General features: G+C 60.3%; 19 protein-coding genes. 11 read left to right on the top strand and 8 right to left on the bottom strand.

What is annotated here, in order from left to right:
* Positions 1-24 precede the first annotated feature (24 nt).
* The 3 genes from PVE98_RS06305 to PVE98_RS06295 all read right to left on the bottom strand — a co-directional run bounded on the left by PVE98_RS06305 (position 25) and on the right by PVE98_RS06295 (position 2,877).
* Positions 25-1,491, bottom strand: coding sequence for an amino acid permease (locus PVE98_RS06305; protein WP_096073496.1), 1,467 nt, complete (start codon positions 1,489-1,491; stop codon positions 25-27).
* Positions 1,492-1,620: 129 nt separating this feature from the next.
* On the bottom strand, positions 1,621-2,487 hold the full coding sequence (gene yieE, locus PVE98_RS06300) for a DNA-binding transcriptional regulator YeiE (protein WP_033750334.1): 867 nt from the start codon (positions 2,485-2,487) through the stop codon (positions 1,621-1,623).
* Between the two features lie 9 nt (positions 2,488-2,496).
* Entirely contained in the window at positions 2,497-2,877 is a 381-nt protein-coding gene (locus PVE98_RS06295; protein ID WP_033750337.1) for a YkvA family protein, read from the bottom strand.
* A 100-nt stretch (positions 2,878-2,977) separates the two neighbouring features.
* On the opposite strand from PVE98_RS06295, the gene PVE98_RS06290 reads away from it, so the two are divergent.
* Together PVE98_RS06290 and nfo are read left to right on the top strand one after the other, a co-directional pair.
* Positions 2,978-4,030 carry a YeiH family protein gene (locus tag PVE98_RS06290; RefSeq protein ID WP_096073497.1) on the top strand — a complete coding sequence of 351 codons (1,053 nt, stop codon included), beginning with the start codon at positions 2,978-2,980 and terminating at the stop codon, positions 4,028-4,030.
* Between the two features lie 54 nt (positions 4,031-4,084).
* Entirely contained in the window at positions 4,085-4,930 is an 846-nt protein-coding gene (gene nfo / locus PVE98_RS06285; protein ID WP_033750342.1) for a deoxyribonuclease IV, read from the top strand.
* A gap of 286 nt (positions 4,931-5,216) precedes the next feature.
* On the opposite strand, the gene fruA is transcribed toward nfo, so the two are convergent.
* The 4 genes from fruA to PVE98_RS06265 form a co-directional block, all read right to left on the bottom strand.
* On the bottom strand, positions 5,217-6,914 hold the full coding sequence (gene fruA, locus PVE98_RS06280) for a PTS fructose transporter subunit IIBC (RefSeq protein ID WP_033750344.1): 1,698 nt from the start codon (positions 6,912-6,914) through the stop codon (positions 5,217-5,219).
* 16 nt (positions 6,915-6,930) lie between these two features.
* On the bottom strand, positions 6,931-7,869 hold the full coding sequence (fruK, locus tag PVE98_RS06275; protein WP_033750346.1) for a 1-phosphofructokinase: 939 nt from the start codon (positions 7,867-7,869) through the stop codon (positions 6,931-6,933).
* The gene (gene fruB / locus PVE98_RS06270) at positions 7,866-8,996 is read right to left on the bottom strand and encodes a fused PTS fructose transporter subunit IIA/HPr protein (protein WP_096073498.1); all 1,131 of its coding nucleotides are present in this window, start codon (positions 8,994-8,996) and stop codon (positions 7,866-7,868) included. Before fruB ends, fruK begins: the two co-directional genes overlap by 4 nt.
* A gap of 274 nt (positions 8,997-9,270) precedes the next feature.
* Positions 9,271-9,525: a YkgJ family cysteine cluster protein gene (locus tag PVE98_RS06265; protein WP_033791692.1), complete on the bottom strand. Its 255-nt coding sequence runs from the start codon at positions 9,523-9,525 to the stop codon at positions 9,271-9,273.
* A gap of 160 nt (positions 9,526-9,685) precedes the next feature.
* On the opposite strand from PVE98_RS06265, the gene yeiP reads away from it, so the two are divergent.
* From yeiP to yejF, 9 genes are all read left to right on the top strand, one after another.
* The gene (gene yeiP, locus PVE98_RS06260; RefSeq protein WP_033750350.1) at positions 9,686-10,258 is read left to right on the top strand and encodes an elongation factor P-like protein YeiP; all 573 of its coding nucleotides are present in this window, start codon (positions 9,686-9,688) and stop codon (positions 10,256-10,258) included.
* A 72-nt stretch (positions 10,259-10,330) separates the two neighbouring features.
* A complete protein-coding gene (locus PVE98_RS06255; protein ID WP_096073499.1) occupies positions 10,331-11,317 on the top strand; it encodes a GTP-binding protein in 987 nt (328 codons plus the stop codon).
* A gap of 33 nt (positions 11,318-11,350) precedes the next feature.
* The gene (locus tag PVE98_RS06250; RefSeq protein ID WP_096073500.1) at positions 11,351-12,052 is read left to right on the top strand and encodes a phosphatase PAP2 family protein; all 702 of its coding nucleotides are present in this window, start codon (positions 11,351-11,353) and stop codon (positions 12,050-12,052) included.
* A 545-nt stretch (positions 12,053-12,597) separates the two neighbouring features.
* Entirely contained in the window at positions 12,598-13,167 is a 570-nt protein-coding gene (gene mepS, locus PVE98_RS06245; RefSeq protein WP_065426286.1) for a bifunctional murein DD-endopeptidase/murein LD-carboxypeptidase, read from the top strand.
* A gap of 225 nt (positions 13,168-13,392) precedes the next feature.
* Positions 13,393-14,973, top strand: coding sequence for a cyclic di-GMP phosphodiesterase (locus PVE98_RS06240; RefSeq protein ID WP_333620709.1), 1,581 nt, complete (start codon positions 13,393-13,395; stop codon positions 14,971-14,973).
* A 65-nt stretch (positions 14,974-15,038) separates the two neighbouring features.
* Positions 15,039-16,847, top strand: a complete 1,809-nt coding sequence (locus PVE98_RS06235) for an extracellular solute-binding protein (protein ID WP_033750361.1) — start codon at positions 15,039-15,041, stop codon at positions 16,845-16,847.
* A gap of 10 nt (positions 16,848-16,857) precedes the next feature.
* Complete coding sequence (locus tag PVE98_RS06230) at positions 16,858-17,943, top strand: microcin C ABC transporter permease YejB (protein WP_033750363.1); 1,086 nt, start codon at positions 16,858-16,860, stop codon at positions 17,941-17,943.
* Complete coding sequence (locus PVE98_RS06225; protein ID WP_187143683.1) at positions 17,940-18,965, top strand: ABC transporter permease; 1,026 nt, start codon at positions 17,940-17,942, stop codon at positions 18,963-18,965. Before PVE98_RS06230 ends, PVE98_RS06225 begins: the two co-directional genes overlap by 4 nt.
* Positions 18,962-20,566 carry a microcin C ABC transporter ATP-binding protein YejF gene (yejF, locus tag PVE98_RS06220; protein WP_187143655.1) on the top strand — a complete coding sequence of 535 codons (1,605 nt, stop codon included), beginning with the start codon at positions 18,962-18,964 and terminating at the stop codon, positions 20,564-20,566. Before PVE98_RS06225 ends, yejF begins: the two co-directional genes overlap by 4 nt.
* Here yejF and PVE98_RS06215 read toward each other — a convergent pair.
* Positions 20,553-20,873, bottom strand: a complete 321-nt coding sequence (locus tag PVE98_RS06215) for a hypothetical protein (RefSeq protein WP_033750373.1) — start codon at positions 20,871-20,873, stop codon at positions 20,553-20,555. The two genes, yejF and PVE98_RS06215, sit on opposite strands and share 14 nt — an antisense overlap.
* Positions 20,874-21,132 lie beyond the last annotated feature (259 nt).

Below are 21,132 nucleotides of genomic sequence, written 5' to 3'. Positions count from 1 at the left end.
TTACTGTGATGGTGAAGGTTAACCTCACTCTTTATGCGTCGGGAATTCCATCTCGCTGTACTTCACGAAGCGGGTGCCGCGCGTCAGCTTATAGCCCATCCAGATCAGCAAAAACAGCGGCAGGCCGATATAGGTAGCGGCGACGCCGTACCAGTCGATGCTGTCGTTGAGGAACGCCTGGTAGTTCTGGCCCAGGGTGATGATCAGACAGAGCACGAAGGCGAAAATCGGGCCGAGCGGGAAAAAGCCCGAGCGGTACGGCAGGTCATCCAGACTATGGCCCTGCTTGATATAGCCGCGACGGAAGCGATAGTGGCTGATGGCGATACCCAGCCAGGCGATAAAACCGGTCATGCCCGAGGTATTGAGCAGCCAGAGATAAACTTCCTGATTGCCGAACTTCGAGGTCAGGAAGCAGAGGCCGGCTACGACGGTGGTCGCCAGCAGCGCGTTGCGCGGCACGCCGCCTTTCGACAGCCGGGCGAAAATGCGCGGCGCTTTGCCTTCGCTTGCCAGGTTATAGAGCATGCGCGTCGAGGCGTACATGCCGGAGTTGCCCGCCGACAACACCGACGTCAGGATCACCGCGTTCATCACCGCCGCCGCCGAGAGCAGTCCCGCGTTCTGGAACACCAGCGTAAAGGGGCTGACGCTGATGTCGGTGACGTCGTTGTGCAGCAGCTGCGGATCGGTGTAAGACAGGATCAGGCTGATAATCAGAATCGCGAAGATATAAAACAGCAGAATACGCCAGAACACCTGGCGCACGGCGCGCGGAATGTTTTTCGCCGGATCTTCTGATTCGCCCGCCGCGATGCCGATCAGTTCGGTGCCCTGGAAAGAGAAGCCGACAATCATCGCCACGCCGATCATCGCGGCGAATCCGCCGGCGAACGGCGCGTCGCCGACCTGCCAGTTATGCCAGCCAGCGTGCTCGCCGCCGCGCAGGATGCCCACGATCATCAGTACGCCGACCACGATAAAGATAATCACGGTCGCCACCTTGATCAGCGAGAACCAGTACTCCGCTTCGCCAAAGCCTTTGACCGAAATAACGTTAAGCAGGAACATCAGGCAGAGGAACAGCGCGCTCCAGATCCAGCCCGGCGTATCGGGAAACCAGTAGTTCATCACCAGCTGCGAGGCGACGAGATCCACGGCGATGGTCACCGCCCAGTTGTACCAGTAGTTCCAGCCGAGGGCGAAACCAAAACCCTCTTCCACATACTTTGCGCCGTAGGTGGCGAAGGAGCCGGAAACCGGCATAAAGGCTGCCAGCTCGCCGAGGCTGGTCATCAGAAAGTAGACCATCAGGCCAATCAGCGCGTAGGAAAGCAGCGCGCCGCCCGGCCCCGCCTGGGAGATGGTAGCGCCGGAGGCCACGAACAGGCCGGTGCCGATCGATCCGCCGATGGCGATCATCGTCAGGTGACGCGCCTTTAACTCGCGTCGTAACGCAGGTTGTTGTGTTGTATTTGTGTCGTTATGCATGTGTAAACACTAGGCTCGCTAAAAATGAGGCGCGATTGTAGCAATTCACCCTGCTCTGTATAGCATTGACGCCGTGTTATTAGTTACCTTCATGATCGCCGCTGAATTATAAGCAAAAACCTCTTGCGGCTACTCGCGGCAGTAGGAGAGAAAGCGGTCAAGCGCTCTGGAAAGGTGCTTCTGACGATGATGGATGCGGTACAGGGTACGCGTCAGCCGCGGCAGCGGAATCGTCAGCTCCACTAAGGTGCCCGCCTCCAGCAGATCGGCGATCACGCGCCGCGACAGGCAGCTGATGCCCATATTGTGCCGCACCGCATGCTTGATCGCCTCGGAATTGCCCAGCTCCATGCCCAGTTGAAACGCGGGCAGGTGCGAGAGCAGCAGATAGTCGACGATTTCGCGCGTGCCGGAGCCGTGCTCGCGCAGGATCCAGGGCGCGTTCCCGAGGCTTTCCAGCGTCACCGGCTGGCGCAGGATCTCCGCATCGGGCGCGGCGAAGACCACCAGCTCATCCTCCAGCCAGGCATCGCTTACCAGCTCGGTCATATGGCACGGCCCTTCGATCAGGCCGACGTCGACGCGAAAATCGGCCACCGCGTTGATCACATCCTGGCTGTTGCCGACGCTCAGCTCCAGCGGCAGGCCGGGAAAGTCGCGGCGATAGGCGGCTATCATGCCCGGCAGCAGGTAATTGCCGATGGTGCTGCTGGCGTAGATGCGGATCGCGCCGTTGTCCTCTTTGAACAGCTGTTCGATTTCGCCCGCCTGCTCCAGCAGACCAATGGCGCGCGGATAAAGCAAACGGCCGTGTTCGTTGAGCACCAGCCGCTTGCCGACGCGATCGAATAGCTGCACGCCAAGCTGGCCTTCCAGATCCGCCAGCGCCGCACTCACCGCCGACTGCGAGAGCGCCAGCACCTGCGAGGCCTGTGTGGTCGAGCCGCTTTTCAGCACTTCGGTAAAGACTTCGATCTGTCGCAGCGTGATATGCATGGATTTTCCTTACATCGCGTAGCGCTGGACAAGGTAGTACAGCACTCCCAGCCAGATCAGCACCATCAGAAACAGGCCGAAGCCGCTGACCACTTTTTTGCCACGCGCGCGCTGCACTTCGGCGCGCTCCGCGCTGCCGATACGGACGTCGCGCGGCAGCAGACGCAGCAGGATCAGCACGCCGAGCGGAATGATAATCGCATCGTCGAGCAGGCCGACGATGGGGATGAAATCGGGGATCAGATCGATGGGGCTGAGCGCATAGGCCACCAGCCCAAACGCCAGCAGCTTGAACCACCATGGGGTGCGCGGGTCGCGACAGGCGAACCACAGCGTCAGCACATCTTTTTTAATCAGGGCGGCCCAGCGGCGCAAACGTCCAAATAACATCTTTCGGCCTTATCGTTTTATCTGGTTAATTATAAATATATTATCAATTTCACTTTTAAGCCAGCGCGACGCATGCTTTGCCTGACACAAGGAGCAGATTATGGCAGAGCTGACTTTTCCCCGACTTCCCTTTTTTATTCAACACCGTTTTCCCGGCCTGCTGCTGACCGCTGCGATTGCCGGCGGTGCGGCCTGGCTGGCGCAGCGCCCGGAGATCGCCGGTCTGGGCCTCGGCGCGCTGACGCTGGCGATTATGCTCGGCATTCTGGTCGGCAACACGCTTTACCCTTCTCTCGCCCCGCACTGCGACGCGGGCGTGCTACTGGCGAAGCAGAAGCTGTTGCGCCTCGGCGTTATTCTGTTCGGTTTTCGCATTACGCTGCAGCAGATCGCCGACGTCGGCGCGAGCGGCGTGCTGATCGACGTGCTGACGCTGAGCTCAACCTTCTTTATTACCTGTCTGCTGGGCGTAAAGCTGCTGAAGCTTGACCGCGAAACGGTCTGGCTGATCGGCGCGGGCAGCAGCATCTGCGGCGCGGCAGCGGTGCTCGCCACCGAGCCGGTGGTGAAAGCGTCGCCGACGAAAGTGGCGGTGGCGGTGGCGACCGTGGTGCTGTATGGCACCCTCGCGATCCTGATCTATCCCCCGCTCTGGCTGGTGGCGCAACACTCTTTCCCTCAGCTGAGCGTTGCGCAGTTCGGCATCTTTACCGGCTCGACCATCCATGAGGTGGCGCAGGTGGTGGCGGCCGGTCATGCAATCGGCCCGGAGGCGGAGAACAGCGCGGTGATCGCGAAAATGCTGCGCGTCATGATGCTGGCGCCGTTTCTGCTCTGCCTGAGCGGCTGGCTGCGCCGCGCGCCGCAGCAATCGCCGCGCCAGGGCATCGCGTTTCCCTGGTTCGCGCTCGGTTTTATCGGCGTGGCGCTGTTCAACTCGCTGCATCTGCTGCCGGCCGCCTGGGTCGCCGATATTAATCAGGCCGCCAACCTGCTGCTGGCAATGGCGATGGCGGCGCTCGGCCTCACCACGCGCTTCGGCGCGCTGCGTCAGGCAGGCGTGAAACCGCTGCTGTTGGGGCTGATGGTTTTTGTCTGGCTGATCGTCGGCGGCGGCGCCATCAATCTGCTGGTGCAGCATTTCTTGCAGTAGATGCATCGGGTATGATGCGGGCTTCTTTTAGTCAGCCTTTTCTGGAGAAGCGGCATGAAATATATCGGCGCACACGTCAGCGCGTCTGGCGGCGTAGAGCAGGCAGTGATTCGTGCCCATGAACTGGAAGCCACCGCGTTTGCCCTGTTTACCAAGAATCAGCGGCAGTGGAAGGCGGCCCCGCTTTCGGCGGAGACCATCGACGCCTTTAAGGCCGCCTGCGAAAAATATCACTTTGGCCCGCAGCAGATCCTGCCGCACGACAGCTTTCTGATTAACCTGGGCCATCCGGAAGCGGAGCCGCTGGAGAAGTCGCGCGCCGCTTTTATCGACGAGATGCAGCGCGCCGAGCAGCTGGGTCTGACGCTGCTTAACTTCCATCCCGGCAGTCATCTGAACAAGATAGACGAAGAGGCGTGCCTGAAGCGCATCGCCGAGTCGGTGAATTTCGCGCTGGATAAGACCTCGCAGGTGGTGGCGGTGATCGAGAATACCGCCGGCCAGGGCAGCAACCTCGGCTTTCGCTTTGAACATCTGGCGACCATTATCGAGCACGTCGAGGATAAATCGCGCGTCGGCGTCTGTATCGATACCTGTCATGCCTTCGCGGGCGGCTACGATCTGCGAACCGAAGCGGCGTGCGAAGAGACCTTCGCCGAGTTCGAGCGCATCGTCGGCTTCCAGTATTTGCGCGGCATGCACCTGAACGACGCCAAGAGCGCCTTCGGCAGCCGCGTCGACCGTCATCACAGCCTGGGCGAAGGCAATATCGGCAAAACGCCGTTTAGCTGGCTGATGAAGGATGCGCGCTTTGATGGTATTCCGCTGATTCTGGAGACCATTAATCCAGATATCTGGAAGGATGAGATCGCCTGGCTAAAGGCAGAGCAGAAAAACTAAAAGAGGGAGCCACATGGCTCCCTTATCGTTGTTAATGCTGTGCTCATCGCAGGTGACAGGGCCCGATCGCAAAGACGCAAAAAACGGCATCCCTGCCAGCTCGGCCCGCACAATACGCACCTCATCCCTGAGGTGCGCCCGTTACCGGGCCAACGCGCTGCGTTGTTCAAAAACGCTCCCGGCGTTTTTGTCCTTGTCGCGGGACGCTTTGCTCTTCGGTCCCTGTCACCGGCTTTATAAACTACTCAGCCGCTGTAGGGAGTCCGCAGACGCCCCGCAGCAAGGATCAGGCTTTCGCCAGCTCCTCTTCCGGGCGTTTCAGGATCGCGTAACCCAGTCCCGCCACCGCGGTGCCGACGATAATCGATACCAGGTAGCCCAGCACCGGCGTAATCGCGCCAGGAATAAGCAGCACGAACAGACCGCCGTGCGGCGCCATCAGCTTCGCGCCGATATACATCGAGATAGCGCCGGTCAGTGCGCCGCCGACGATACAGCACGGCAGTACGCGCATCGGATCGCGTGCCGCAAACGGAATCGCGCCCTCAGAGATAAAGCAGAGCCCCAGCACCAGCGCCGCTTTACCGCCCTCCTGCTGACCTTTATTAAACTTACGGCGCGCCACCAGGGTCGCGACGCCCATCGCCAGCGGCGGCACCATGCCCGCCGCCATAATCGCCGCCATCGGCGCGTAAGTCTGCGAACTCAGCAGGCCGACGCCGAAGGCGTAGGCCACTTTATTCACCGGACCGCCCATATCGGTACACATCATGCCGCCCAGAATCGCGCCCAGCAGCACCGCGTTCGCCGTGCCCATGTTCGCCAGCCAGGCGGTCAGGCCGGTCATGATCGCCGCGACCGGTTTGCCTACCACGTAGATCATCAGCAGGCCGGTAATCAGGCTGGCCACCAGCGGGATAATCAAAATAGGCTTCAGCGCTTCCATACTTTGCGGCAGCTTGAGCTTGCCGCTGATCAGCTTCGCCGCATAGCCGGCGATGAAACCGGCGATAATGCCGCCGAGGAAGCCGGCGTTAATGCTGGTGGCGATCATGCCGCCAATCAGGCCCGGCGTCAGGCCCGGACGATCGGCAATGGAGAACGCGATAAAGCCCGCCAGCACCGGCACCATCAGCGCAAAGGCGCTGCCGCCGCCGATCTGCATCAGCGCCGCCGCCAGCGTGCCCGGCTCTTTAAAGGCGGTAATGCCGAAGGCGAAGGAGAGCGCGATGCTCAGGCCGCCCGCTACCACCATCGGCAGCATATAGGAGACGCCGGTCAGCAGGTGACGGTAAGCGCCCGCTTTCTCTTTTTTCTCTTCCTGCGGCTCGCCGCTCTGCGCGCCGGCAGCTTTGTAAGGTCTGGCTTCGGCCACCGCCTTATCCAGCTCCTGCGCCGTCTTCTTCAGCGCCAGACCGGTTGAGGTGCGATACATCGGCTTGCCGGCGAACTTCGCCAGGTCGACTTCGATATCCGCCGCCACGATCACCAGATCGGCTGCCGCCACTTCTTCCGGCGTAATCGCATTGCCTGCGCCGACGGAGCCGCGGGTTTCCACTTTCACCCACCAGCCGCGTTTGGTCGCTTCCGCCTGAATCGCTTCGGCGGCCATAAAGGTATGCGCCACGCCGGTCGGACAGGCGGTGACCGCGACAATGCGTTTCTGCGCATTCGGCTGTACAGCCGTCGGCGCCGCAGCTGTTGCGACGGCCACTGGCTGCCAGGGTTTCGCTTCCGCTTTCGCCTGGGCAAGGAACTGCTCAGGCGCGCGCACCGCCTGCTGCGCATCGCCCAGCCAGACGGATTTACCGTTCAGCGCGGCGTCGTTCGGCAGCTCGCGACCGAGGACGATCGCCAGCTCCGCTTCCGCCGGGTTGTCCGTAAAGGAGAAACCCGCCTGCGCGGCGGCGGCGGTCAGACGCTGTTGCGCCATCCAGGCCGAGGCCTGACCAATAGAAGGATCTTTTATCAGCAGCGTTTTCATTATCGCTCTCCTGCTGTCAGTTAACGGGTTGTAAGTCGACGCGCGCCATCATCGCGGCCAACTGGGTACGATCGGTAACGCCGACGTTGCTCTGGCTGACGGCCATGGCCGCCACCGCCGTCGCAAGACGCAGCGTGTGTTCGCTGGATTCGCGCATTAGCAGGCCGTAAATCAGGCCGCCGACCATTGAGTCGCCCGCGCCCACGGTGCTGACCACTTCGCACACCGGCGGTTTAGCGATCCATTCGCCTGAGGCGTTGACCCAGAGCGCGCCCTCCGCGCCCAGCGAAATCACCACGTGGGCGATGCCCTGCTCGCGCAGCTCATGCGCCGCGCCAATCACATCCTGCAGCGTCGGCAGTTTGCGCCCTGCCCAGATCTCCAGCTCGCGACGGTTAGGCTTCACCAGCCAGGGCGCGGCTTTCAGGCCTGCCACCAGCGCTTCGCGGCTGCTGTCGAAAATAATGCACGGGCAGTGGGTGCGCAGGTCGCTCATCCAGCGGGTAAAGGCTTCCGGCTGTACGCCTGACGGCAGGCTGCCGCTGACGCACACCATGTCGAACTGGCCGAGCCAGGTCAGCGAATCGCTGGTAAAGCGATCCCAGTCCTGCTGGCTTACGTCAAAGCCGGAGAAGTTAAGATCGGTGACGTCGTTATTTTGCTCGGTGAGCTTGACGTTGATGCGCGTGCGGCCTGGCACCACCTGAAAACGGTTGGCGATGCCCAGCTCGCTAAACAGCTGCTGAAAGCCGTCCTGATTCTCTTTGCCGAGGAAGCCGCCTACCGTGACGTCAATGCCGAGATCTTTCAGCACCTTCGCCACGTTAATGCCTTTGCCGGCCGCATGCAGGCCGGTGGTTTTCACCAGGTTGACCTCGCCGCGCTCGATCTCCGGGACGAAGCCCACCAGATCGTAAGCGGGATTCAGCGTAATAGTTGCGACGCGTCTGCTCATGCTGCCCCCTCGCCCAGGCCGGAATTAATCGCCTCTTCAATGGCGTTCAGCGCCTGCTGCGCATCTTCGCCGCTGGCGGTAAAGCGCAGGCGATGGCCTTTCTTCACGCCCAGCGCCACCACTTTCATCAGGCTGCGGCCGTTAGCCGGTTTGCCGCTGCCGTCGAGGTTGGTAACGGTAATATCGCTATTGAACTGTTTGATCACGCTGACCAGCGCCGTGCCGGGACGCGCGTGCAGCCCGTGCTCGTTGCGGATGGTGAACTCTGCGCTCAGCACCTCGGCCTGCTCGTCTACTTCGCTGGTGAGCAGCGCGTAGACGCCCGCCGCGTCCGCTTTCAGCAGGCGATCCGCCTTGCCGTTTTGCAGCAGCGTGCTGAGATAGCTCAGCACCTCCAGCGGTCGCTCGTCGACGGCGGATACCGTGACCATCAGCGCCACTTTCTCGCCCTGATGTTCGCCCGGCGCGGCGGCGCGGCTGACCGCGACCGCGCTGCGCAGGTTGCCGCGGCTGCTGTCGCTCAGCCAGATGCCCTGGCCCAGGCTCAGCGGCGTCGCGGCCATTACGTCGGCGACAAAGCTGGCGTCTACCGCGCCTGCGGCCTGCAGGCGGCCGGCGTTCAGCGCCTGCAGCGTAATCAGATCGCTGGCGGCGACGTCTAAGGTAATCAGCGAGGTATCGAAGCTGAATTCGGCCGCCTGTTTTTCGCCCATCAGCAGCGCGCGCAGATCTTCCGCCGAGGCGGTTTTGAGCTGTTCGGCGACGCTGTCGTCGCTCAGCACGTGCGTCAGCTGACGCAGCAGCGCCAGGTGTTCGTCAGATTTCGCCGCGATGCCGATCGCCACATAGGCGGTCTGATCTTCGCCCCAGGCGACGCCCTGTGGAAACTGAAACACCTGCACGCCGGTTTTCTGCACCAGGTCGCGCGTATCGGTGGTGCCGTGCGGAATGGCGATGCCGTTGCCCAGAAAAGTTGAGGTCTGCTGCTCGCGCGCCAGCATGCCGTTGACATAGCCTTCCGCTACGTTGCCCGCTGCGGTCAGCGCCGCCGCGACCTGACGGATCGCCTCTTCTTTATTTTGTGCGCGGGCTCCGGTGTGGATGGCCTGCAATTCGAGCTGGAACATATTTCTCCTCGCTTACTGAAATTGAATCGTTTCAGCCTGGTGGCCGTTAAAAGCGCGGCGACGGGGCGCAAAGCGCGTCTCTGCCGCGCTGAAACGTTTCAAGGAGTCTGGTACAGCCCATCATGCCATGCAAGAAAATGCGTAAAATGCGTAGCAGATTTTTGACGTTACGCACACTTCATAACAGAGAGAGTAAGAATAACCTCAGGGAGCTGAACGCGCGCTGTAACGGTGTGCTCGCGCGTCGGCGCACGCGTCAGCAACTTCAGCTCGGTCAGGGCGCGGTGTCCGCTTCCAGCTGCAGCAGATAGACCATCGCGTCGTGGCGCGTGGCGCCGCACATATCGCGCGACGGCTGCAAACCGGCGCAGACGGCGGGCCGCAGCGGCGAGCCGAACAGTTTGCAGCGCAGGTCGGCGTCAAGCTGAACGCAAGGGGTATTGGCGGGTTTGCCCTGAGGCATGCCGGGGATCGGCGAAGAGATCGAAGGCGCGGTACAGCAGGCGCCGCACTGACTACGGCATTGCATGATGCGCTCCAGCGAGAATTGAGCCGCGACAATAGCAGGCCGCGCGCGCGAAAGCCACGTCTGCGTCATTGCGCGCATTTTTTCCGACGCCATATTGCCTGTTTAACCCGGCGCGAGTAACGTGGCGCGCATCGGAATCCTTCTTTAAGCGAGAGTTGCAATGCCAAGAGCGAATGAGATCAAAAAAGGGATGGCGGTGAGCTGGAACGGCAAGCTGCTGATGGTTAAAGATATCGATATTCAGAGTCCGAGCGCGCGCGGCGCCGTGACGCTGTATAAGATGCGCTTCACAGATATCCGTACCGGGCTGAAGGTGGAAGAGCGTTTCAAAGGCGACGATATTCTGGACGTCATTCAGCTCAGCCGCCGCAGCGTCACCTTTTCTTATATTGACGGCGACGAATACGTTTTTATGGATGACGAGGACTACACGCCCTACTCGTTCAAAAAAGATCAGATTGAAGAAGAGCTGCTGTTTATTCCCGAAGGCGGCATTCCGGGCATTCAGGTGCTGACGATGGACGGCCAGGTGCTGGCGCTTGAGCTGCCGCAGACCGTGGATATGGAAATCGTCGATACCGCGCCTGGCATTAAAGGCGCGTCTGCCAGCGCGCGCACCAAACCGGCCGGCATGAGCACCGGTCTGAGCATTCAGGTGCCGGAATACCTGAGCAACGGCGACCGCATCCGCATTCATATCGCTGAACGCCGCTATATGAGCCGCGCTGACTAACAGACGCAGTTTATGTTATAAAGTAACATTATGGCCGCTTTCGCGGCCATTCTCGTTTAAGGAGGCAGGAACATGACGCGCGTCAATCTTATTACCGGCTTTCTCGGCAGCGGCAAAACCACCCTGCTGCGTTATCTGCTGGCCCGCAAGCCGGCGCAGGAAAACTGGGCGATTCTGGTTAATGAGTTCGGCGAAATCGGCATCGACGGCGCGCTGCTGCGCGACAGCGGCGCGGCGTTAAAGGAGATCCCCGGCGGCTGCATGTGCTGTGTCAACGGCCTGCCGATGCAGGTGGGGCTGAATATGCTGCTGAAGCAGCACCGCCCGGATCGCCTGCTGATCGAACCCACCGGTCTCGGGCACCCGCGCCAGCTGCTGGAGATGCTGAGCGCGCCGGTTTATCAGCCGCTTCTGCAGCTGAACGCCACGCTGACGCTGCTCGACGCCCGCCAGCTCGCCGATGCGCGGGTGACGACCAATGAAAATTTTCGCGATCAGCTGGCGGCGGCGGATGCGATTATCGGCAACAAAAGCGACCGCTGGGACGAAGACGATCGCCAGCGCCTGCAGCAGTGGCAGGAGGCGATGCTTAACGGCCGTGCTTTTATCGAAACGCGCTTCGGCGCGGTCGACGCGGCGCTGCTCGATCTGCCGCGCACGAACCGTCAAGCGCTGCCGCAGCCTGCGCATCATCATGCCCATCGTCAACGCGATAGCGTCCTCGCCGCGCTGCGCCTCGATGGCGAGACGCGCTGGCGCCGGGCGCTAACTGAAGGCCAGGGCTACGTTGCCTGCGGCTGGATCTTTGACAGCGCGACGCGGTTCGATGGCGCCGCGCTGCTGGCGTGGGCGCGTCTCGTCCCGGTCGAGCGCATTAAAGGAGTGCTGCGCACGCCGGACGGCACGCTGCGCCTCAATGGTCAGAGCGGCGATGTGCAGGTCGAAACCCTGACCGCCGATGCGCCCGACAGCCGTATTGAACTGATCCACTCGCAACCTGTGGACTGGAATCGTTTGCAGTCTCAGCTGTTGAGGCTTCGTTTAAACTGGCCAGGTTAGTTTCTGCCGTTAATTTTTATTTGAGTGAATACGATGCGCGCAACTCGTTTTGTCACAATACTGCTGCTCAACGCGCTTGGCGTTGTTCTGTTTCTCTCCTGGTATCTGCCGCCCGATCACGGTTTCTGGGCCGGCGTCGATAAAGGGATCTTCTTCAGCTTTAATAACCAGATGGTCGATCATCCTGGCTTTGCCCTGCTGGTGGCGATCACTAATTTCCGCGGCTTCGATCTGGTGTCGCTGCTGGCGATGGGCGCGCTCTATCTCTTCTACTGGCGCCGCGAAACGCCGCCGGGCCGCCGCCGTATGCTGGCGATCGGCGTCACCATGCTGCTCAGCGCGGTTATTCTCAACCAGCTCGGCCACCTGCTGCCGGTGCAGCATAAAAGTCCGACGCTGTTTTTTGAAAACGCCCATCGCGTCAGCGAGCTGACCGGCATTCCGGCCAAGGACGCTTCGTCCAACAGCTTCCCTGGCGATCACGGCATGATGCTGATGATTTTCGCTTGTTTTATGTGGCGCTATTTCGGCTTCCGCGCCTTTCTTACCGGCGCGGCTATCGTGGTGATTTTCGCCCTGCCCCGCGTGATGGCGGGCGCGCACTGGTTTACCGATATCGCCGTCGGCTCGCTTTCGGTGCTGCTGGTAGGACTGAGCTGGGTGCTGTTGACGCCGCTGAGCGACGCGATTGTCAGCTTCTTCTACCGCAAACTGCCCGGCAAATATAAGCCCTGAATAGCCGCAGGTAATTAAATCTCAAATCTATTGATAAGCGCGGAGTGAAGAATGGCCATATTCTTATCTCTCCGCGCTTATTAAAATCCCGCCAGTATTATTAGCAAGCTAACCATATAGCGATATATAGAAAATATTATGATGTTTTCTGCTGATAAAGGCGCTTTCTCCCACGCTGTCCAGCGCTAAAGCTCTTAAAAAGCGCCCTACCCGAAGAATTGACCCCATTTGATGTCCTTATTTTAAGGATAATTTTCAAAAACTGCGGATAAAGTAACCAGTCTGTTAAAGACTGATTTCACATCAAAAAAAGCTATTAGAAATTGCGTAAAACCACTCGCCACGGCGTCTGGAATCGGTTAACCTCCAAGGCGTTGAGGGTATGGCAGCAGAAAATTCGGCTCCTTTTTATACAAAAACGTGTTCGTTAACACATTTTAGTAATTAAGGAATTGTCTTAGAGAGCAGTGCTTATTAATCTCAATCCGTTTTGTCATCTGGCTGGCGACATTCTGTCGTAAGGACATCGAAGGAATATACGAACAATGGTCAAGTCTCAACCAATACTGAGATATATCTGGCGGATTGTGCCTGCAGTGGCGCTGGCAACACTCCTCTCGGCATGCAGCAGTACCGGTCAACACGCAAAAAACGAGAATCATGAAGTTAACAACCAGAATGGTTTTTTACTTCAGGCGTCTCAGGATGAATTCGAAGAGATGGTGCGGAGCGTGGATGTTAAGTCCCGCATCATGGAGCAATACGCCGACTGGAAAGGCGTTCGTTACCGTCTCGGCGGCGACACCAAACGCGGCATCGACTGTTCCGCTTTCGTTCAGCGCACTTTTCGCGACCAGTTCGGTTTAGAGCTGCCGCGTTCAACCTCTGAACAGCAGGACACCGGCAGCGAAATTTCACGCGGCAAACTGCGTCCCGGCGATCTGGTGCTATTCCGCGCCGGCTCAACCGGTCGTCATGTAGGGATCTATCTCGGCAACGATAATTTCGTTCACGCGTCCACCAGCAGCGGCGTGATGATTTCCAGTCTGAACGACAGCTACTGGAAAAAACGCTACCGCGAAGGGCGTCGGGTATTAAGCCGCAATCCCAGCTGATTCCTGACCTTCGATCGTTTCTCAGCCAGAGAAAACAGAACGCTGCTTCGGCAGCGTTTTTTTTCGCCCCTGCACCGGATAAATGCATAGTAATCACGTAAAAGTGATTGTTTATCAGAAGAATAACGAGACATTTCCTGTCTTCTCGTTATATTCTCATGGCCTTCGCCAGAGAGCAGTCGTGCACAGTCAATAATAAAAGATAAGACAAGGGGAAAGCACTTCATGCCATTGTCCAGGGCGCTGATGCGCCAGGCCACCTATCCTCGCCGCATCGCCTGGAGCAGCGCGATTTTCGGTAGCCTGTTCTTTATTCTGTTTACCCTGATTTTGCTGACATTCATCTGGCATAAGCGGCAGCTACAGCATCAACAGCTGCTGCACGACAGCCGCGATGCGCTACAGCAGTCGCTGGACAGATTAGTCACCCATACCCTGAATCCCCTTCTCTCTTTTAGCCGTTTCGACTGTCACGCCATCAGCCAGGAACTGACCTCTCGCGCCGCCTTCGCCGGCGATCTGCGGGCGATTTTGCTGGTGCGCGAAGGCTACGCTTTTTGCTCCTCGGCGACCGGCGCGTTTCGCCTGCCGCTCAACGCCATTTCCGACCAGACCGATCTCAGCCGCGATCGCGATCTTCGCCTGCTGAGCGGCACGCCGTTACAGCCCGGCAAGCCGGTCTTCGCTCTCTGGCTGCGCAATCCGCAAAGCGTGCAGTCCGGCGTGCTCGCCACCATCAACCTTAACCTGACGCCCTATCAGCTGCTGGCCTCTTATCATCCTGAAATTTCCGGCATGGCGCTGGTGGCGCAGAACAGCGCGCTCGCCAGCTGGCAGCCTGTTACGATCGCGAAGAGCGACCTGCCGCCGCAGCCGCTGATGCAGCTGGCGCTCGACGGCTATCCGCTGCAGTTTGTTCTCTATGGCGATACGGTATCGATGCGCGATATTCAGATGATCGTGCTGAGCGGCATTTTGCTGTCGCTGCTGGTAGGCGGCGGCTGCTGGCTGCTGCTGTCGATGAACCAGCGTCCTGGCAAAGAGATCCTGCTCGGCATCAAACGCGGCGAGTTTCACGTCGAGTATCAGCCGCTGATCAGCACCCTCAGCGGTCGCGCCTACGGGCTGGAAGCGCTGCTGCGCTGGAACCACCCAAGCGAAGGCCTTATCCCGCCGGATATGTTTATCAGCTACGCCGAGTCGCTGAACCTGATTATTCCGCTGACGCGTCATCTGTTCGAGCTGGTGGCGCGCGATGCGCACCGGCTCAATCCCTACGTTCCCGCCGGTACCCATATGAGCCTGAATCTTTCGCCGCTGCATCTGGCGTCGGAGAGTTTTCAACAGGACGTTAAGCGCTGGATCGCCGCCATGCCGGATAACCATTTCAGCTACGTGTTTGAAGTGACCGAACGCACCATGGTGCGCGATAAAAATGCCGGAGAGGTTTTCGCCTGGCTGCATCAGAACGATATTCAGATTGCGATAGACGATTTCGGTACCGGCCACAGCGCGCTGATCTATCTGGAAAAATACCCCTTCGACTATATCAAGATCGATCGCGGCTTCGTGCAGAGCATCGGGACGCAAACCCTGAACTCGCCGGTGCTGGACGCGGTGCTCCATCTGGCGAAGAAGCTGAACCTGAAAACCGTCGCCGAAGGCGTGGAAACCGGCGAGCAGGCGGCATGGCTGGTGCAGCGCGGCGTCAGCCATATGCAGGGCTACCTTTTTAGCCGGCCGCTGAAGCCGGACCGGCTAATCGACTATTACCGCAGCCGCAGCCTGGCGACCCTGGCGGGATAGCTGGCCGCCCCGCCCCGGATGCTGCTACGCTAGCCTGCGAATAACCACGGGAGAACCTGAATCCTATGCTGTTTCGCCTGATATCGCTGCTGCTGTTAATGGCCCTTTGCGCGCCGTTGCGCGCGGAAGTCGTGCGCGAAAGCCGCGCCTTCGCCACGCTGGGTGAACCGAAATACGCCCCCGGTTTCAGCCACTTTGACTATGCGGATCCCGCCGCGCCAAAAGGCGGACAGCTTACTCAGGCAGTAGTAGGCACTTACGATAACTTTAACCGTTACGCCTCGCGCGGCAATCCCGGCGCAGGCACCGAGACGCTTTACGATCGCCTGTTTACCTCTTCCGACGACGAGCCGGGCAGCTACTATCCGCTTGTCGCCGAGTCGGCGCGCTATGCCGACGACTTCCGCTGGATGGAGATTCGCCTTAATCCGCGCGCGCGGTTTCACGACGGCACGCCCATCACCGCACCGGACGTCGCCTTTACCTTCGCTAAGTTTATGCATGAAGGCGTGCCGCAGTTTCGCGTGATTTATCGCGGGACGACGGTAAAGGCGCTGGATCGCCAGCGCGTGCGCATCGATCTGCCGAAGCCAGACCGGGATTTAATGCTGGGGCTGCTGACGCTGCCGGTGCTGTCGCAGCGCTTCTGGCAGGATAAAAAATTTAACGAGCCGCTGAGCGCCCCGCCGCTCTCAAGCGGCCCCTATCGCATCAGCCGCTATAAGCTGGGTCAGTATATCGAGTACAGCCGGGTGAAAAATTACTGGGCGGCGGATCTGCCGGTAAACCGCGGTCGGTTCAATTTCGATACGCTGCGTTACGACTACTACCTAGACGATAACGTCGCCTTCGAAGCCTTTAAGGCGGGCGCGTTCGACCTGCGCGAGGAGGGCTCCGCCAAAAAGTGGGCGACCCAGTATCGCGGCCGCAATTTCGACAATCAGCAGATTATCAAAGAGACCACGCCTAACCAGGCGTCGACCAATACCACCTGGCTGGCCATCAACAACGAAAAGGCGCCGTTCCGCGACCGTCGGGTGCGCCAGGCGCTGACGCTGGCGTTCGACTTCGAGTGGATGAATAAGGCGCTGTTCTACGGCGCCTATCAGCGGGTCAGCAGCTATTTTCAGAATACCGAATACGCCGCGCACGGCCTGCCGGACGCCGCGCAGCAGGCGCTGCTGGCGCCGTTTAAAGATCAACTGCCGCCGGAGATCTTCACCACGCCCTACGCGCCGCCGCGCACCGACGGCAGCGGCTACGATCGCGCGAACCTGCTGAAAGCGCTGGATTTGCTGCGGCAGGCGGGCTGGCAGGTAAAAAACCAGCAGCTGGTGAACGTTCAGACCGGTCAGCCGCTGCGCATCGAGCTGCTGCTGCGCAGCGGCGCCAGCAACGACTGGGCGCTGCCGCTGCAGCATAGCCTGTCGCGCCTCGGTATCAGCCTGACGCTGCGCGTGGTGGACGCCTCCCAGTATCTGCGCCGGCTGCGCGAAGGCGATTACGATATGACCGCCAGGGTCTATCTGGCGATGCCCATCCCCAGTTCCGATTTGCAGGTCAGCTGGCAGTCCGACTACATCGACTCCTCCTGGAACAGCGCGCGGCTAAAAGATCCGCTGGTCGATCACTTTGTTAAAGCGATTGTGGCGCATCAGGGCGATAAAGCGGCGCTGCTGCCGCTCGGCCAGGCGCTGGATCGCATCCTGTTATGGAATGCCTATATGATTCCGATGTGGTACAACGCGGAAGATCGCATGGCCTACTGGGATAAGTTTTCCCATCCCGCCGTCAAGCCCGCCTATGCCAGCGGGCTGGAAAGCTGGTGGTATGACGTGAACAAAGCCGCGCATTTGCCGGCTGAACGACGCTGAGGAGCCTGAGTTGGCCGCCTATTTCTTGCGCAGACTGCTGTTAATTATCCCCACGCTGTGGGCGATTATCACGCTGAACTTCTTTATCGTGCAGATCGCGCCCGGCGGTCCGGTCGATCAGGCGCTGGCCAACATTCAGTTCGGCCAGACCACCGGCCTGCCGGGCGGCGGAGAAAGCGGCGCGCGCGGCGCCCTCAACCGCGTCGGCCCCGGCGACAGCGAGTACCGCGGCGCGCGCGGGCTCGACCCGGAAGTGATCGCGGAAATCAAAAAGCGCTACGGCTTCGACAAGCCAATGTGGCAGCGCTATGTCGAGATGCTGTGGAACTATGTGCGCTTCGACTTCGGCGACAGCCTGTTCCGCAGCGCATCGGTGCTGCAGCTAATTAAAGAGAGCCTGCCGGTTTCCATCAGCCTGGGGCTATGGAGCACGCTGATTATCTATCTGGTGTCGATTCCGCTGGGCATTAAAAAAGCGGTGCGCAACGGCAGCGCCTTCGACGTCTGGAGCAGCACCTTTATCATCATCGGCTATTCGGTGCCCGCCTTTCTGTTCGGCATCATGCTGATCGTGCTGTTCGCCGGCGGCAGCTATTTCGACTGGTTTCCGCTGCGCGGCCTGACCTCGCCGCAGTTTGACTCGCTCTCCTGGTACGGCAAGATCGGCGACTACCTGTGGCACATCAGCCTGCCAGTGCTGGCGACGGTCATCGGCGGTTTCGCCACCCTGACCATGCTGACTAAAAACAGCTTCCTGGATGAGATCCGCAAGCAGTATGTGGTGACGGCGCGCGCCAAAGGGGTCAGCGAGCGGCGCATTCTGTATCATCACGTTTTCCGTAACGCCATGCTGCTGGTGATCGCCAGCTTTCCCGCCACCTTTATCGGCATGTTTTTTACCAGCTCGGTGCTGATCGAGGTGATGTTCTCGCTGAACGGACTGGGCCTGCTGGGCTACGACGCGACTATCCAGCGCGACTATCCGGTGATGTTCGGCACGCTCTATATTTTCACCCTGATCGGGCTGCTGATGAATATCCTCAGCGATCTGACCTATACGCTGGTCGATCCCCGTATCGATTTCGAGGGCCGCTGATGCGCTTGTCTCCCGTTAATCAGCAGCGCTGGCTGCGCTTCCGCCATAACCGACGCGGCTACTGGTCGCTGTGGATCTTTCTGGTTATCTTCGCGCTGTCGCTCGGCGCCGATCTGCTGGCGAACGAGAAGCCGCTGCTGGTGCGCTATCAGCAGCGCTGGTTCGTGCCGCTGCTGGTGAGCTACAGCGAAAGCGATTTCGGCGGCGCGCTGCCCACCGCCGCCGACTATCAGGATCCCTGGCTGCAAAAACGGCTAGAGCAGCAGGGCTGGGCGCTGTGGGCGCCAGTCCGCTTTAGCGACAGCACCATCAACTTCGCCACCTCGACCCCCTTCCCTTCGCCCCCCTCGGCGCAGAACTGGCTGGGCACCGACGCCAGCGGCGGCGACGTGCTGGCGCGCCTGCTCTACGGCACGCGCATTTCGCTGCTGTTCGGCATCCTGCTGACGCTGTTTTCCAGCGTCATCGGCATTATCGTCGGCGCGGTTCAGGGCTATTTCGGCGGCCGCGTCGATCTAATCGGCCAGCGCGTGATTGAGGTCTGGTCCGGCATGCCCGCACTGTTTTTACTGATCCTGCTCTCCAGCGTGATCCAGCCCAACTTCTGGTGGCTGCTGCTGGTCACGGTAATTTTCGGCTGGATGGGGCTGGTCAGCGTGGTGCGCGCCGAGTTTCTGCGCACGCGTAACTTCGACTATATCCGCGCCGCGCGGGCGCTGGGCGTTAGCGACGGGCGCATTATGCTGCGGCATATGCTGCCCAATGCGATGGTTGCCACTCTCACCTTTCTGCCCTTTATCCTGTGCGGATCGATCGCCACCCTGACCTCGCTCGATTTTCTCGGCTTTGGTCTGCCGGTGGGATCGCCGTCGCTCGGCGAGCTGCTGCTGCAGGGCAAAAATAATTTGCAGGCGCCGTGGCTGGGCCTGGCAGGCTTCTTTACGCTGGCGATCCTGCTGTCGCTGCTGATATTTATCGGCGAAGCGGTACGCGACGCCTTCGATCCGGCCAGAGGAGTGTGACGATGTCGCTGCTTGCCATTCATCATCTTTCCGTCGCCTTTTCCCGCGGCGGCGTGACGCGCAACGTGGTCGAGGAGGTTTCCCTCAGCGTCGACGCGGGCGAAACCCTGGCGCTGGTCGGCGAGTCGGGATCGGGCAAAAGCGTGACGGCGCTTGCGGCGATGCAGCTGCTGCCCACGCCGCCGGCGAGCTACCCCGCCGGCGAGATTCTGTTTAACGGCGAGGATCTGCTGCGCGTTGGCGAGCGGCGGCTGCGCGCGCGGCGCGGCAACCAGATGGCGATGATTTTTCAGGAGCCAATGGTCTCTCTCAACCCGCTGCACACCATCGAGAAGCAGCTTTACGAAGTGCTCTCTTTACATCGCGGCATGCGGCGCGAGGCGGCGCGCGGGGAGATCCTCAGCGCGCTCGATCGGGTCGGCATCCGTAACGCCGCCGCGCGGCTGAATGATTTCCCTCATCAGCTCTCCGGCGGGGAGCGCCAGCGCGTGATGATCGCCATGGCGCTGCTGACCGAGCCTGCGCTGCTGATTGCCGATGAGCCATCCACCGCGCTTGACGTGACCGTTCAGGCGCAAATCCTGCGGCTGCTGCGCGAGCTGCAGCGCGAACGCAACATGGCCATGCTGTTTATCACCCATGATTTAGGTATCGTCCGCCAGCTGGCGGACAGGGTCAGCGTGATGCGCCAGGGCAGAATCGTCGAGCAGAGCAGCAGCGGTCAGCTCTTCAGCCAGCCGCAGCATCCCTATACGCGGCAGCTGCTGGCGGCGGAGCCGGAAGGTCGCGCCGTGCCGCTGCGCGACGACGCGGCGCCGCTGCTGCAGGTGCGCAACCTGCGCGTCGGTTTTCCGGTGCGGCGCGGCCTTTTCAGGCGGCAGGTGGCGGAAAACGTCGCCGTCCGCAACCTCAGTTTTACCCTGCGCCGCGGCGAGAGCCTGGGGCTGGTAGGCGAATCCGGCTCCGGCAAAAGCACCACCGGACTGGCGCTGCTGCGGCTGCTCGCCGCGCAGGGCGAAATCTGGTTTGACGGCCAGCCGCTGCATGCGCTGTCACGCAAGGCGCTGCTGCCGCTGCGCCGCCGCATTCAGGTGGTATTTCAGGATCCGAACTCCTCGCTCAATCCGCGCATGACGGTGCAGCAGATTATCGCTGAGGGCCTGGCGGTGCATCAGCCCGATCTCGGCGCTGCCGAGCAGCAGGCGCGCGTTATCGCGGCGATGGAGGAAGTGGGATTAGAGGCAGAGAGTCGTCACCGCTATGCGGCGGAGTTTTCCGGCGGTCAGCGGCAGCGGATCGCCATCGCCCGCGCGCTGGTGCTGGAGCCGCAATTGCTGATACTGGATGAGCCGACCTCGTCGCTGGATCGCTCGGTACAAAAACAGATCCTCACGCTGTTGCGCAGCCTGCAGCAGCAGCGCCAGCTGACCTATCTCTTTATCAGTCACGATCTGCAGGTGGTGCGCTCGCTGTGCCATCAGGTGATGGTGCTGCGCCAGGGCGAAGTGGTAGAGCATGGCGACTGCGAGAAGCTGTTCGCCGCGCCCGCAGCAGATTATACGCGCGAGCTGCTGGCCTCGGCGCAGCTCAGTGACCGTTGAAGGTTTCCGCGATCGCCACGCCCTGGTTTTTCAGGCAGCAGCTGGTGGCGCTTTCGTCGCTGCGCAGGATAAAGAGGCAGGGCGAGCCTTCGCACTCCGCCACGCGGCACTCGACCTGAATCGACGCCAGCGCGTCCTGCAGCTGATGCATGATTTCCCAGCCGGGGTGCCCGTCGTGGCTAATCAGGCGCAGCGCAATGAGATCCTGCTCATTGGCGACGCCCTCTTCCGCCACGATGGCGCTATGTAGCTCGCTGGCCCAGCGATAGCGCTGCGGCAGACGATGCACGATGGAAAGTTGCAGCATAGTTAATTGATATCCCAGAGCGATTAACTTCAGTCACGATGAACGGCGCTTGCTGTTGCTGCTAAACGGCAGAAACGGACGTCAAGGCTTGCTTTCTCGTTTCCCAACATACGGTGTGGGGAAAGATTGTTTTTTGCGAGTCGGCTCGCATTTTGGCCTATTAGTACCGCGTTCATCGACAGTTAACAATCAGTTTAGACGCATTCTGGTTACTTTCTTAATCATTAATGTTCACAACTAAGAAACATATTAGGCTGGG

Source organism: Pantoea sp. GABEPS69 (assembly GCF_045780835.1).
Classification (GTDB): Bacteria; Pseudomonadota; Gammaproteobacteria; order Enterobacterales; family Enterobacteriaceae; genus Pantoea; species Pantoea septica.
This window is presented reverse-complemented; position numbering and strand designations above follow the sequence as displayed.